Genomic DNA, 14,357 nt, shown 5'->3' on the forward strand with positions numbered 1-14,357 from the left:
GAACATAGATAGAAGTTAGAATAAAAGTTATCAAAGAATTATCCTGGCGGCGATAGTGCGGTGGAACCACCTGACACCATACCGAACTCAGAAGTGAAACGCTGTAATGCCGATGGTAGTGTGGGGCATCCCCATGTGAGAGTAGGGCACCGCCAGGTTACTAAATACAAAGCTAAATTAAATAAAAACAGAAAAACCCTGTGTCGAAAGATATAGGGTTTTTGTTTTTTCTATAGAATATTAATTCGAATATTTCGTATTTTAAGGTATTATATCTATCATCTAATTTTCTATTTTGTATGAATATTTTTAATGAAACCAACCTTTCTAGAATTTAGACATCTTAAAACTTTATTGGCCTTAAAAGAGACGGGGAGCGTTTCTTTGGCAGCAAAGCGAGTATATCTAACCCAATCAGCCCTTTCTCACCAAATTAAATTAATAGAAGAACAGTTTGGTTTACCTTTGTTTGAGCGTAAAAGTAATCCACTTCGTTTTACTTCTGCGGGAGAGCGTTTAATTCGTCTTGCTAATGAAGTAATGCCAAAAGTTGTTGATGCTGAACGCGATCTTGCTCGGGTTAAACATGGGGATGCGGGGCAACTTCGCATAGCTGTGGAATGTCATACTTGTTTTGATTGGTTAATGCCTGCTATGGACGAATTTCGTCGGCATTGGGGGCTAGTTGAGTTGGATATTGTATCTGGTTTTCATACGGATCCTGTTGGTTTATTGCTTTCTCACCGAGCAGATTGGGCGATAGTATCAGAAGTAGAGCATAATGATGATGTCATTTTTAAACCGCTCTTTTCTTATGAGATGGTTGGAATTTGTTCAAAAGATCATCCTTTAGCAGAAAAAGAAATTTGGGATGCGGAAGATTTTGCAGATGAAACCTGGGTAACTTACCCGGTTCCTGATGATATGTTAGATCTATTGCGTAAAGTGCTTAAACCAAAAGGAATTAATCCTACTCGCCGCACAACAGAATTGACTATTGCTATGATTCAATTAGTTGCTAGTCGTCGTGGCATTGCAACTATCCCTTATTGGGCTGCATTGCCTTATTTAGAAAAGGGCTATGTCGTGGCAAGAAAAGTCACAAAAGAAGGTTTATATAGCAATCTATATGCGGCTATTCGCAAAGAAGATGAATCCCTTTCTTATTTAGAAGATTTTTATCAAACCGTAAAAGCTCAAAGTTTTTCAACTTTACCAGGGCTATCTGTTTTAGATTTATAGAAGTAATAAATGAATTTTTCTCAACAAAATCAGCAGACTCATCCGATTAGTGCAGCGGCTAAAGCTGCTTTTCCTTATAGTGCGCCAATGATTGCAGGATTTTTATTTCTTGGTGTGGCATACGGTATTTATATGAAGGCACTGGGTTTCGGATTTTTATATCCTACTTTGATGGCTTTACTTATTTATGCGGGTTCGGTTGAGTTTATTGCTGCTGGAGCACTTATCGCACCTTTTTCTCCCATCAGTGTGTTATTAATTACCTTGATGATCAGTATTCGTCAGATTTTCTATGGCATATCAATGTTAGAAAAATATGGCGTACATATTGGTCATAAACGTTGGTATTTAATTACCACCCTCGTTGATGAATCTTTTTCTTTAAATTATATGGCCAAAATTCCACAGCACTTAGATAAAGGTTGGTACATGTTCTTTGTCAGCTTATATTTGCATATTTATTGGGTGGTTGGCGCTGCAATTGGTAACTTATTTGGCTCTGTTTTACCTTTTGATTTAAAAGGTGTGGAATTCTCGATGACCGCTCTTTTCTTAGTCATTTTTGCAGAAAATTGGATAAAGGAAAAATCCCATGAAAGCTCTCTATTGGGTTTAGGGATTGCATTAGCTTTTTTACTGATTGTAGGCAAAGAATACTTCTTAATTCCAACATTAATTGGTATCTGGTTAATTCTAACTATGCGTGGGCCTAAATTAGACACAAAATTGGAGTCGCTAAAATGACACTCACAGAACAGATTATGACGATTGGAATTTGTGTGCTTACTGTGCAATTTACGCGCTTATTGCCATTTTTTGTGTTCCCAGCTAATCGTCCGATTCCACAATATATTCGCTATCTTGGGAAAGTTTTACCTCCAGCTATGTTTGGTATGCTTGTAGTTTATTGTTATAAGAATATTGATGTTTTAACTGGTTATCATGGTATCCCTGATTTTCTTGCTGGCATAGTGGTGCTAGGTCTGCATTTTTGGAAGAAAAATATGTTTCTATCTATTGCTGTTGGTACGCTTTTCTATATGGTTTTAGTACAACTTGTCTTTATTTAGAATAAGATCATAACGTTCATTTCTCTAGAATTCTCTTGAATCTAAAGTTACTTCATAGTTTATAATCAACCTGATTTCTAGAATGGTAGAAATTGGAATTTTAGTTATTACAAAAGATAGAACCTCGTTTTATTAAATTTCTTTATTGTTCATAGCATTACTATCAGGCTTCTTAAATGAGTTTAGCCGGTGACAAAGTGCGGATTGAGCGAGCTAATGTTATCTAATTCCCCAAAATTGGATAAGCTTCCCAAGATTTTAGATGTACGCACTCGTCCCGGCTTTTACGCGCTTATGATGATAAAAATACCTTTATTCTTTGTAAGATAAAATAATTTCATCTTGCAATCGGTTGCTTTTTTTTCTGATCTTTTCCTTATTTTAAAAATCTTTTATTATGGCGCCCGTTTTATTTTTAATCGAAGAGAACAGAATTATGGAATTGAATTTAGTTGAATTATTGGGTTATATCGCAACCTTTTTTGTTGCAGTATCATTTTTGTTTAAATCTATCGTACATCTACGCATAGTGAACAGCATTGGTGCAATTTTATTTGTCATCTATAGCGTAATTATCGCCGCTTATCCTGTAGCATTATTAAATGCATTTTTAGCCGTGGTGAATGTTTATCAACTTTGGCGATTAAGACAAGAAAAAGTCTCTAAATAAAAGAAAAGCGTTGAATTAAATTTCAACGCTTTTTTTTCTGGAAAAGTGCGGTGAAATTTCACCGCACTTTATCGTTTTAATGTTCACGAGTTTTGTAAAAAACGACATCAGGATAACGTTCTTGAGCTAAATTCAGATTTACCATTGTTGGCGCAATATAGGTTAAGTTATCTCCACCATCTAAAGCTAAATTTGGCTCATTTTTGCGTTTAAATTCTTCGAATTTTTTCGCATCGACACATTCCACCCAGCGTGCGGTTGCAACGTTCACATTTTCATAAATCGCTTCCACGTTATATTCAGTTTTTAGACGAGAAACCACCACATCAAACTGCAAGACACCCACTGCACCCACAATTAAATCGTTATTCATTAATGGGCGGAATACCTGAACAGCACCTTCTTCTGAAAGCTGTACTAAACCTTTGAGTAATTGCTTTTGTTTGAGAGGATCTCTCAAGCGAATACGACGGAATAGCTCTGGCGCAAAGTTTGGAATACCGGTAAATTTCAAGGTTTCGCCTTGCGTAAATGTATCGCCAATTTGGATCGTTCCGTGATTATGTAAACCGATAATATCACCTGCGTAAGCTTCTTCGGCGTGAGCACGGTCGCCAGCCATAAAGGTAAGTGCATCAGAAATCACCACATCTTTACCAATTCGAACATGTTTTAATTTCATGCCTTTTTCATATTTGCCCGAAACCACACGCATAAAGGCAACTCGGTCGCGGTGTTTGGGATCCATGTTGGCTTGAATTTTAAATACGAAACCAGAGAATTTCTCTTCTGAACTTTCAACGATTCTTGTATCTGCTTGACGAGATTGTGGTTTTGGTGCCCATTGTGTTAAACCATCAAGGAAATGATCCACGCCAAAGTTGCCTAATGCTGTCCCGAAAAATACTGGTGTAAGTTCACCTTTAATAAAGGCATCATGTTCAAATTCGTTACTTGCACCTTGCACTAATTCCAATTCATCGCGAAGTTGTTGTGCTAAATCATCGCCAACAGCGGCATCTAATTCAGGGCTATTTAAACCTTTCACAATGCGAACTTCTTGAATGGTTGAGCCTTGACCGGATTGATAAAGATAGGTTTCATCTTTAGCGATATGATAAACACCTTTAAATAATTTTCCGCAACCAATCGGCCATGTAATTGGCGCACAACGAATTTTCAGAATATTTTCCACTTCATCTAATAATTCCATCGGATCGCGAATATCGCGGTCGAGTTTGTTCATGAAGGTGATGATTGGCGTATCACGTAAGCGAGTTACTTCCATTAGTTTAATTGTGCGTTCCTCAACCCCTTTTGCGGAGTCGATAACCATTAAGCAGCTATCCACAGCAGTTAAAGTGCGGTAAGTATCTTCAGAGAAATCTTCGTGCCCCGGGGTATCAAGTAAGTTCACCAAGCAATCGTTATAAGGAAATTGCATTACGGAAGTGGTAATCGAAATTCCACGTTGTTTTTCCATTTCCATCCAGTCGGATTTGGCATGCGCAGTCGAGCCTTTGCCTTTTACAGAACCAGCTGTTTGAATCGCATTTCCGTATAAAAGTACTTTTTCGGTGATGGTTGTTTTACCTGCATCGGGGTGGGAAATAATTGCAAAAGTGCGACGTTTATTAACTTCTTCTAATGGATAACTCATTGTTTCTTCTTTATTCAATTAAAAATGTGGGCTATTTTCGCTGATTTTAGGTTTTTGCTCAAACGAATTTGTAAATAAAGTGCGGTTAGTTTTCTTAGAAAAATTGGTCTGCTTTGTACAAAGACAAATTTTCGCTTATACTACGCAAGTTTTTTACGCTAACAATATAGGAAAAATTATGGGTTTCTTAACAGGTAAACGCATTTTAGTAACTGGTCTTGCAAGCAATCGTTCTATCGCTTACGGGATCGCAAAATCAATGAAAGAACAAGGTGCAGAACTTGCTTTCACTTATTTAAATGATAAATTACAGCCGCGCGTAGAAGAATTTGCCAAAGAATTTGGTTCTGATATCGTGCTTCCTTTAGATGTGGCAACCGATGAAAGCATCCAAAACTGCTTTGCAGAATTAAGCAAACGTTGGGAAAAATTTGATGGTTTTGTTCACGCAATCGCATTTGCGCCAGGTGACCAATTAGATGGGGATTACGTAAACGCAGCGACACGTGAAGGTTACCGTATTGCTCACGATATTAGCGCATACAGTTTTGTAGCTATGGCACAAGCAGCCCGCCCTTACTTAAATCCAAATGCTGCATTATTAACGTTATCTTACTTAGGTGCAGAACGCGCAATTCCTAACTACAACGTCATGTGTTTAGCGAAAGCGTCTCTTGAAGCAGCAACTCGCGTAATGGCAGCGGATTTAGGTAAAGAAGGTATTCGTGTGAATGCAATCTCTGCTGGTCCAATCCGTACCTTAGCAGCATCAGGCATTAAAAACTTAAAGAAAATGCTTTCTGCATTTGAGAAAACCGCAGCATTACGCCGCACTGTTACTATCGAAGATGTGGGCAACTCAGCAGCATTCTTATGCTCTGATTTAGCATCTGGTATTACAGGTGAAATCGTTCACGTAGATGCAGGTTTCAGCATCACTGCAATGGGCGAATTAGGCGAAGAATAATTTTTCGTACAATCTATTTTTAGGCAGGCTTTTCAGTCTGCCTTTTCTCTTTTTTTAAATATAACTATGTTCCAAGATAATCCATTACTCGCACAACTTAAGCAACAAATCCACGATAGCAAAGAACACGTTGAAGGCGTGGTAAAAAGTACTGATAAAGCTTATGGTTTTTTAGAGTGCGATAAAAAAAGCTACTTTATTGCCCCACCTGCAATGAAAAAAGTCATGCACGGTGACAAAATCAAAGCCACCATTGAAAAGCAAGGCGATAAAGAGCAAGCTGAGCCGGAATCCTTAATTGAGCCAATGTTGACACGTTTCATTGCAAAAGTGCGGTTCAATAAAGATAAGAAATTGCAAGTTTTGGTGGATCATCCAAGTATCAATCAACCAATCGGCGCACAACAAGCTAAATCCGTCAAAGAAGAATTACAAGAAGGAGATTGGGTGGTTGCTAATTTAAAAACTCACCCATTGCGTGATGATCGCTTTTTCTATGCCACTATTAATCAGTTTATTTGCCGTGCTGATGATGAATTAGCCCCTTGGTGGGTTACATTGGCACGTCATGAACAATCTCGTTATCCTGTACAAGGCGCTGAAAGTTATGAAATGTTAGATCAACAAACTCGTGAAGATTTGACCGCACTTCATTTTGTGACGATTGACTCTGAAAGCACAATGGATATGGACGATGCCTTATATATTGAGCCTATTGAACAAAATGGTGTACAAACAGGTTGGAAATTAGTTGTAGCGATTGCGGATCCAACTGCTTATATTGCATTAGATTCTCAAATTGAAAAAGATGCCAAACAGCGTTGTTTCACTAATTATTTGCCAGGCTTTAACATTCCTATGTTGCCACGTGAATTATCTGATGAATTATGTTCGTTAATCGCAAATGAAACGCGTCCAGCGCTTGTTTGTTATATCGAAACGGATCTTGAAGGCAATATCACGGCTAAACCGCATTTTGTTTCGGCTTATGTTCAATCTAAAGCGAAATTGGCTTATAACAAAGTGTCGGATTATTTAGAACAGACAGACAATGCATGGCAACCCGAAACATCAGAAATTGCACAGCAAATTGATTGGTTACATCAATTTACTAAAGCTCGTATTCAATGGCGTAAGACTCATTCTTTGTTATTTAAAGAAAAACCGGATTATTCTTTTGTGCTCGCTGAAAATGGCAAAGTGGCAGAAATAAAAGCTGAATATCGTCGTATAGCCAATCAAATTGTCGAAGAATCGATGATTATTGCTAACATTTGTGCCGCACAATTCTTAGCAGAGCAGGCTCAAACTGGTATTTTCAATACGCATAGCGGTTTTGATAAAAAATTCTTAGAGAATGCGCACAATTTCTTAATGGCAAATTTAGCTAATGAACAAAACCAAGCTGAACTTGCTCAGCGTTATTCGGTAGAAAATTTGGCGACATTAAAAGGTTATTGCCAAATGCGCCATGATATTGAACCGATTGAAGGCGACTATTTAGAATTCCGTTTACGTCGTTATTTAACTTTTGCCGAATTTAAATCGGAATTAGCACCGCACTTTGGTCTTGGTTTAGAAGGGTACGCGACATGGACATCACCAATTCGTAAATATTCTGATATGGTGAACCATCGTTTAATTAAAGCAGTATTGACACAACAAGCTTGTAATAAGCCACAGGATGAGGTGCTGGTCCGTTTACAAGAGGCTCGTCGCCAAAATCGCCTAGTAGAACGTGATATTGCAGATTGGTTATATTGCCGTTATCTTGCTGATAAAGTTGCATCAAATGCCGAATTTGAGGCAGAAGTGCAAGATGTGATGCGTGGTGGATTACGTGTGCAATTATTAGAAAATGGCGCCTCAATGTTTATACCTGCTTCAACTTTACATAATAATAAAGAAGAAATGCAGGTGAATTCTGATGAGATTGCCCTTTATATTAAAGGTGAGCGTATTTACAAAATAGGTGATATTGTGAAAGTGAAACTTACGGAAGTTAAAGAGGTAACTCGCAGTATTGTCGGCGAAATCGTTCAATAAAATTGTTCTTCTTTAAACCGATTTTCAGTGATTGAAAATCGGTTTTTTCTTTTTTAAAAACTTCTTATTTCTTACCTAATTGTGGCAATACTGAATCTTTAATTGCGCTTAATAAGCCTGTTTGTGCATAGATGCCAAGTTTGCCTCGGGTGTCAGATACATCTAAATTGCGCATTGTTAATTGACCGATACGATCAATTGGATCAAATGGCGCATCTTCCACTTTTTCCATACTTAAACGCTCTGCTTCGTAGGTTAAGTTTGGTGATTCGGTATTTAAGATAGTGAAGTCGTTACCACGACGAAGTTCAAGTGTTACTGTGCCCGTAATTGCTTTTGCCACCCAACGTTGTGCTGTTTCACGCAGCATTAATGCTTGCGGATCAAACCAACGACCTTGATATAACAAACGGCCTAAACGGATGCCATTAATACGATATTGTTCGATGGTATCTTCATTGTGAATACCTGTGACTAAACGTTCGTAAGCGATATGCAATAATGCCATCCCTGGCGCTTCATAAATACCACGAGATTTTGCTTCAATAATACGATTTTCGATTTGGTCAGACATCCCTAAACCATGACGGCCACCGATACGATTGGCTTCTAGAATAATATCAACTGCATTATCAAAACGTTTACCATTTAATGCGACAGGGACGCCTTCTTCAAAAGTGACGGTTACTGTTTCTGGTTTAATTTCTACATTCTCGTCCCAAAATGCGACACCCATAATTGGTTTAACAATTTTCATGCCTGTGCTTAATTGCTCCAAGTCTTTTGCTTCATGGGTTGCACCCAGCATATTGGAATCGGTCGAGTAGGCTTTTTCAACGGACATTTTGTAGTCAAAACCATTTTCGATAAGAAATTGAGACATTTCAAAGCGGCCACCAAGTTCTTCAATAAATTGCGCATCTAACCAAGGTTTATAGATTTTTAAATTCGGGTTTGTTAATAAACCATAACGATAGAAACGTTCGATGTCATTCCCTTTGAATGTAGAGCCATCCCCCCAAATATTCACATCGTCTTCTTTCATTGCTGCAACAAGCATTGTGCCAGTTACTGCGCGACCTAGTGGAGTCGTATTGAAGTAAGGAATTCCGCCTGTAGAAATATGGAATGCACCGCATTGAATTGCAGCAATTCCTTCATGAGCAAGCTGAGCACGACAATCAATTAAGCGAGCATTTTCTGCACCATACGCCATCGCTTTTTTAGGGATTGCGCTGTAATCATCTTCATCAGGTTGACCTAAATTGGCGGTGTAGGCATAAGGCACTGCACCTTTTTGACGCATCCAAAGTAATGCCGCGCTGGTGTCTAAGCCTCCAGAGAAAGCGATACCGACTTTTTTCCCTTCAGGTAAATGTTGTAGAATTGTATTTGACATATCTTTTCCTTGTCTATAATTTAGATTGAATAATTAATCATTTTATTTGAATAAAAAGTCATTTAAATATAACCGCACTTTTTATGTTTGTCTAGCCTTTTATGTATTAAGACTAAAAATCTTTAGTTGTCATCATGCATAAAAATCCCTGCTGTAAATAGCAGGGATTTTGATCTCTATTTTGTTAATAAATCCAGCGCTTCCTGATATTTATCAACTGTTTTCTGAATAATATTTGCGGGCACTTTCGGGGCGGGCGCTTGTTTATTCCAGCCGCTATTTTCTAACCAATCGCGTACAAATTGTTTATCGAATGATGGAGGATTAATCCCTTCTTGATAAGTATTGATAGACCAAAAACGACTAGAGTCTGGGGTTAATACTTCATCCATTAAGGTGAGCGTGCCATTTTCATCTAAACCAAATTCAAATTTTGTGTCGCAAATAATAATGCCTTTAGTCAGTGCATATTCTGCAGCTGCAGTATAAAGTGCGATAGCTTTTTCTTTTACTTGAGCAGCTAAATCAGCCCCGATGAGTTTTTCACATTCTGCATAGCTGATATTTATATCGTGATTGCCAACAGCTTCTTTACTTGATGGGGTGAAAATAGGTTCTGGTAATTTACTGGCTTCAACTAAGCCTTCAGGTAATTTTAATCCGCAGATGGTACCAGTTTGTTTGTAATCTTTTAAACCACTACCAGTTAAATAGCCACGCACGATAGATTCAATTTTAATGGGATTCAAACGTTTACACACTACAGCGCGCTCTTTGATTAAATTAGCTTCTTCTTTTGGCAACACATCATAAACACTCTCGCCAGTGAAATGATTCGGCATAATGTGGGCAAGTTTGTTAAACCAAAAATTGGAAATTTGGGTTAGGATTTCGCCTTTTCGTGGAATAGGATCATCTAAAATAACATCAAACGCGGATAAGCGGTCAGAAGCAACCATTAGCATGCGTTTATCATCGATTTTATAGAGATCACGTACTTTACCAGAATAGATTTTTTTTAGACTTAGAGTGGGGAGTTGTTGTGTCATCGTTTTGCACCTGTATGAAAGTAAAAACTGGCGCGTATTGTACCGCACTTTTAAAGCAAACGTTTGCTATTTTTTAAAAGAAATAAAAAATCCCCTGAAAATTCAGGGGATGTGTAGTTTTTTCGCTTCAAAATATTTGCTTACTATTAGAAATATACCGCGATTAATTATTGTGCGGGTGGATTTGGGTTATCCAATACATCCCAGATACTTTCTTGTCGAGGGGAGATTTCTGTTTCAGCTGGTGGAGTAGCTGGCGATGGAGAAGCATTTGATGTTCCTCCGCAGAAATTCTGCCCATTATTCACCCAAACTGGGATTACTCGATTACTATCACAATCCCAGCTGCCATGTTGGGTAATACCAACCCATTTCATATTCGCTGGTTTATTTAGCTTCAATTTTTCAATATAAGTATGGCTTAAATAATCTTTATAAATCTGTAATGCACCTGATGCGCCAGTAAGTTTGGTTTCGCCATTATCATCGCGACCAAGCCAAACCGTGCTGATATTTTTTCCATCGATACCTACAAACCAAGTATCACGCGCATCATTTGTTGTCCCTGTTTTACCGGCTAAACGTAAATCCGCATAATCATTTTGCAAGCTACGAGCTGTACCACGTTCAACAGTTTGTTGCATCGCAAATAACGTTTGGAATGCTGCTTCTTGTGGGACCACTTGTTTTGCGGTTTTATCATGTTGATAAATGATATTTCCTTGACGATCTGCAATGGTATCGACGGTTGTGAGTTCGATTCGCCCTCCCTGATTCGCAATAGTTTGATAAAGTTTAGTTACATCATAAGGTGAGATGGTATAAGCTCCGAGTAACATGGCGGGCACTTTTGGAATTTCTACATTATCCCATCCCATCGCTTTTTGTGTATCAATGACTTTGCTCAAGCCGACTTTCATCCCAATATTCACGGTCGGAATATTTAAAGAACGCGCTAAGGCATCCATTAACATCACTGAACCACTATATTTTTTGTCATAGTTGCGCGGCTGCCACGGCGGGCTACCTTTGACATTAATCGTAATTGGCTGGTTATTAATTGGGGTATTTAAACGGAACTGTTCTGGATTCGAAAGTGCGGTCAAATAAATTGATGGTTTGACTAAAGAACCAATCTGACGTTTTGCCATTAATGCACGATTAAAGCCTGCATATTGCGTTTGCAAACCACCCACTACCGCACGAATTTCACCCACTCGGTAATCCGCAACAATCATGGCGCCTTCTAAATATGGATTTTTCGTTTTCAGTTGTAGTTGTGAAACTGTATTCACCACTGCATTTTCTGCTTGGGCTTGCTGTTTTAAATCCATAGTGGTGAAAATACGCGCGCCAAGTAAACTGGACATTTTATGTTCGCCTAATTCACGACGTAAATCCGCCTGTAAAGTTTGAATAAATGACGGATATTTACGGGAGATTTGTCCTTTTTGTTGAACACCTAAAGGTCGTTGGCTTAATAATTGGTAAAGTTCATCACCGATCATTTTATGTTCAAGCATGAGCTTTAAAACAACATTACGACGCTCTAAGGCATTCTGAGGATTACGCCAAGGATTATAAAGTGAAGGACCTTTGACCATTCCGACTAAAAGTGCAATTTGATCTAAGCTAATTTCACGAATCGAACGACCAAAATAGAATTGGCTGGCTAATTCAAAACCGTGAATTTGCGTATCGCCATTTTGTCCGAGATAAATTTCATTGAGATAGGTTTCGAGAATACGGTTTTTATCATAACGCCAATCTAATACCAATGACATCAAGGCTTCGTTCGCTTTACGGGTAATCGTACGTTCGCTTGATAAAAATAAATTTTTCACAAGTTGCTGAGTGAGTGTACTACCACCTTGTACAGTTTGTCCTGCACGGATATTAGTAATTAATGCTCGTATAATCCCCACTGGGTTTATACCGTGATGATCATAAAAACGGCGATCTTCTGTTAAAATTAGGGCATCAATCAATAAGCGCGGGTAATTTTGTAAAGGAATTGCAAGGCGATCTTCATTATCGGATTCCAACATTGCAATCAATTTTGGTGCAAGGCGAAACTCATCGATTGCTTTTAGTGCAACGAGATCTTCAATTCGGTTAAGTTTGTTATCGACAAAACGTAAACGTAAAACTCGTTGTGGTTCCGGCTTATCAGGGAAAGGAAAAGCTCGACGAAGAACTACAATGGTATCATCTTCTAATTTAAAATCGCCAGGTGCGGCTACCATGGTCGTTTGGCGATATTCGTTATCTAATAAAATTTGAATTACTTCATCGAAAGCGAGATTATCTGAAATTTTCACACTTTCAATGCGGCTATACACTTCAGCGGGCAAACGCCAAATTTGCCCGTCCATTTTTGAACGGATTTGCCAATCTAAATATCCGCCATAAAATACAGTTAATACCGCACTAGTAAACGCTACTTTTAATAGAAAGCTTTTGAAAGAACTGCGTTTTTTAGGTGTTTTTTCTTCGGGATTTTTTTGAACGTTTTCGGTGGTCATAGTCGGTTAAGAGATAAAATCAACATAAGCTTCGAGGAAATGGATAAAATCTTGTGTGCCACAAAAAGCAATGCTTTCTTCATCATAATAATGAAAATCGTCTTCCAAAATTTCATCTGTTTCAATGGCGAGATTATTCGCTCGTATCATTACTTCATCAGCATCTAAAAACAATGTATATTCTGCGCTGATTAAGATCTCTTCTTGATTTTCAGAGAGTGATTGCGCAGTAGAAAGTGCGGTCAAAATCGCCTTTGGATTTGACCGCACTTCAGTATTGAACCAGTTAGCAAGGGCAATGTGTTCCATCGAACATTTTACGGATACATAGCCTTGATAATGTGTAAATTGAAAATCCATTTTAGATACTAAAGGATGAACCACAGCCACAAGTGCTGGTAGCATTTGGATTATTTACAGTAAATCGTGAACCTTCTAAACCTTCGGTGTAATCGACGGTACCACCAATTAAATACTGTAAACTCATTGGGTCAATCACAAGTTGAACCCCTGATTTTTCAATCGTTAAATCGCCTTCATTCACTTTTTCATCAAAAGTAAAACCATATTGGAAACCGCTACAGCCACCACCCGTGATATATACGCGTAATTTCAAATTAGTATTTTCTTCTTCGCTGATTAAGCTTTTTACTTTATTCGCTGCCGCATCAGTAAATGTCAATGGTACTGCAATGTTATCTGTCATAATTATTTCCCGCTTCCCGAAAATTTGAATTCTGTTATTATCTAATAACCATTTACTCCATTCAAGTGTAATCCAGTTTTTTCCTAGAAATCGTGCTATAATCTGGCAAAATTTTTTTCAAAAAAGGTGAAATAAAATGGCTATTCCAATTAGAACAGAAAAAGAAATTGTAAAACTACGTGAGGCCTGCAAATTGGCTTCGGATGTGCTGGTGATGATTGAGCCTTACGTAAAAGCAGGTGTAACTACTGGTGAACTTGATCGAATTTGCCATGAATATATGGTGAATGAACAAAAGGTTATCCCTGCGTGTTTGAATTATCACGGTTTCCCAAAGGCTACCTGTATTTCCATTAACGAAGTTGTATGTCACGGCATTCCAAGTGACGATAAAGTGCTTAAAAATGGCGATATTGTGAATATTGATGTCACCGTGATTAAAGACGGTTATTTTGGCGATAACTCAAAAATGTATATCGTGGGTGGCGAAACGAATATTCGTAGTAAAAAGTTAGTGGAAGCGGCACAAGAAGCCCTATACGTGGGATTGCGCACAGTAAAACCAGGTATTCGTTTAAATGAAGTAGGTAAAGCTGTGCAAAAATATACAGAAAGCCAAACTTTCAGTGTTGTGCGTGAATATTGTGGACATGGCGTCGGTACAGAATTTCACTGCGAACCTCAAGTATTGCATTATTACGCAGATGATGGTGGTGTGATTTTAAAACCCGGAATGGTGTTTACCATTGAACCAATGATTAATGCAGGCAAAAAAGAAGTGCGCGTGATGGGAGATGGTTGGACAGTAAAAACCAAGGATCGTAGTCATTCTGCACAATACGAGCATCAACTTGTTGTCACCGAAACTGGTTGTGAAGTAATGACTATTCGTGATGAAGAAATTGCAGAAGGTCGAATTTCACGGATTATGGTGAATGTGTAATTGACATAAAATTATAAGATAAGGGCGTAGATATACGCCCTTTTTGTTTTTCTTTATAATAAAGCAACTTTGATTTAACA

Annotated in this window: 13 protein-coding genes and 1 rRNA gene; 8 read left to right on the plus strand and 6 right to left on the minus strand. The window is 38.2% G+C overall.

What is annotated here, in order from left to right; translation table 11 throughout:
- The first annotated feature begins 42 nt into the window (after nucleotides 1–42).
- The 5 genes from rrf to LIX50_RS06910 all read left to right on the plus strand — a co-directional run bounded on the left by rrf (nucleotide 43) and on the right by LIX50_RS06910 (nucleotide 2,982).
- Nucleotides 43–158 (plus strand): 5S ribosomal RNA (rrf, locus tag LIX50_RS06890).
- Nucleotides 159–312: 154 nt separating this feature from the next.
- Nucleotides 313–1,242: a LysR family transcriptional regulator gene (locus tag LIX50_RS06895; RefSeq protein WP_005635860.1), complete on the plus strand. Its 930-nt coding sequence runs from the start codon at nucleotides 313–315 to the stop codon at nucleotides 1,240–1,242.
- A 9-nt stretch (nucleotides 1,243–1,251) separates the two neighbouring features.
- Nucleotides 1,252–1,986, plus strand: coding sequence for an azaleucine resistance protein AzlC (gene azlC, locus LIX50_RS06900; RefSeq protein WP_048952653.1), 735 nt, complete (start codon nucleotides 1,252–1,254; stop codon nucleotides 1,984–1,986).
- Entirely contained in the window at nucleotides 1,983–2,312 is a 330-nt protein-coding gene (locus LIX50_RS06905; protein ID WP_046942776.1) for a branched-chain amino acid transporter permease, read from the plus strand. The genes azlC and LIX50_RS06905 overlap by 4 nt, the downstream gene beginning before the upstream one ends.
- Nucleotides 2,313–2,748: 436 nt before the next feature.
- Complete coding sequence (locus tag LIX50_RS06910) at nucleotides 2,749–2,982, plus strand: YgjV family protein (RefSeq protein WP_005628380.1); 234 nt, start codon at nucleotides 2,749–2,751, stop codon at nucleotides 2,980–2,982.
- Nucleotides 2,983–3,058: 76 nt separating this feature from the next.
- Here the strand turns inward: LIX50_RS06910 and prfC are convergent, their stop codons facing one another.
- Nucleotides 3,059–4,642, minus strand: a complete 1,584-nt coding sequence (prfC, locus tag LIX50_RS06915) for a peptide chain release factor 3 (protein WP_048952654.1) — start codon at nucleotides 4,640–4,642, stop codon at nucleotides 3,059–3,061.
- A 178-nt stretch (nucleotides 4,643–4,820) separates the two neighbouring features.
- Between prfC and LIX50_RS06920 the strand changes: the two genes are divergently transcribed.
- On the plus strand, nucleotides 4,821–5,609 hold the full coding sequence (locus LIX50_RS06920; RefSeq protein WP_048952655.1) for an SDR family oxidoreductase: 789 nt from the start codon (nucleotides 4,821–4,823) through the stop codon (nucleotides 5,607–5,609).
- A 66-nt stretch (nucleotides 5,610–5,675) separates the two neighbouring features.
- Nucleotides 5,676–7,655, plus strand: a complete 1,980-nt coding sequence (rnb, locus tag LIX50_RS06925) for an exoribonuclease II (RefSeq protein WP_048952656.1) — start codon at nucleotides 5,676–5,678, stop codon at nucleotides 7,653–7,655.
- 64 nt (nucleotides 7,656–7,719) lie between these two features.
- Here rnb and argG read toward each other — a convergent pair whose 3' ends face one another.
- The 5 genes from argG to erpA form a co-directional block, all read right to left on the minus strand.
- A complete protein-coding gene (argG, locus tag LIX50_RS06930; protein ID WP_048952657.1) occupies nucleotides 7,720–9,054 on the minus strand; it encodes an argininosuccinate synthase in 1,335 nt (444 codons plus the stop codon).
- Nucleotides 9,055–9,230: 176 nt separating this feature from the next.
- Nucleotides 9,231–10,103, minus strand: coding sequence for a phosphoribosylaminoimidazolesuccinocarboxamide synthase (locus LIX50_RS06935; RefSeq protein WP_048952658.1), 873 nt, complete (start codon nucleotides 10,101–10,103; stop codon nucleotides 9,231–9,233).
- A gap of 167 nt (nucleotides 10,104–10,270) precedes the next feature.
- A complete protein-coding gene (gene mrcB, locus LIX50_RS06940) occupies nucleotides 10,271–12,628 on the minus strand; it encodes a penicillin-binding protein 1B (protein WP_048952659.1) in 2,358 nt (785 codons plus the stop codon).
- A 6-nt stretch (nucleotides 12,629–12,634) separates the two neighbouring features.
- Nucleotides 12,635–12,988, minus strand: coding sequence for a YacL family protein (locus LIX50_RS06945; protein ID WP_048952660.1), 354 nt, complete (start codon nucleotides 12,986–12,988; stop codon nucleotides 12,635–12,637).
- Nucleotide 12,989: 1 nt separating this feature from the next.
- On the minus strand, nucleotides 12,990–13,334 hold the full coding sequence (gene erpA / locus LIX50_RS06950; protein ID WP_005632606.1) for an iron-sulfur cluster insertion protein ErpA: 345 nt from the start codon (nucleotides 13,332–13,334) through the stop codon (nucleotides 12,990–12,992).
- A gap of 136 nt (nucleotides 13,335–13,470) precedes the next feature.
- Between erpA and map the strand changes: the two genes are divergently transcribed.
- Complete coding sequence (gene map, locus LIX50_RS06955) at nucleotides 13,471–14,277, plus strand: type I methionyl aminopeptidase (RefSeq protein ID WP_005632605.1); 807 nt, start codon at nucleotides 13,471–13,473, stop codon at nucleotides 14,275–14,277.
- The last annotated feature ends 80 nt before the right edge of the window (nucleotides 14,278–14,357 follow it).

The sequence above is a fragment of the Haemophilus sp. Marseille-P9675 genome (genome assembly GCF_916862695.1).
GTDB classification, from domain to species: domain Bacteria; phylum Pseudomonadota; class Gammaproteobacteria; order Enterobacterales; family Pasteurellaceae; genus Haemophilus; species Haemophilus haemolyticus_K.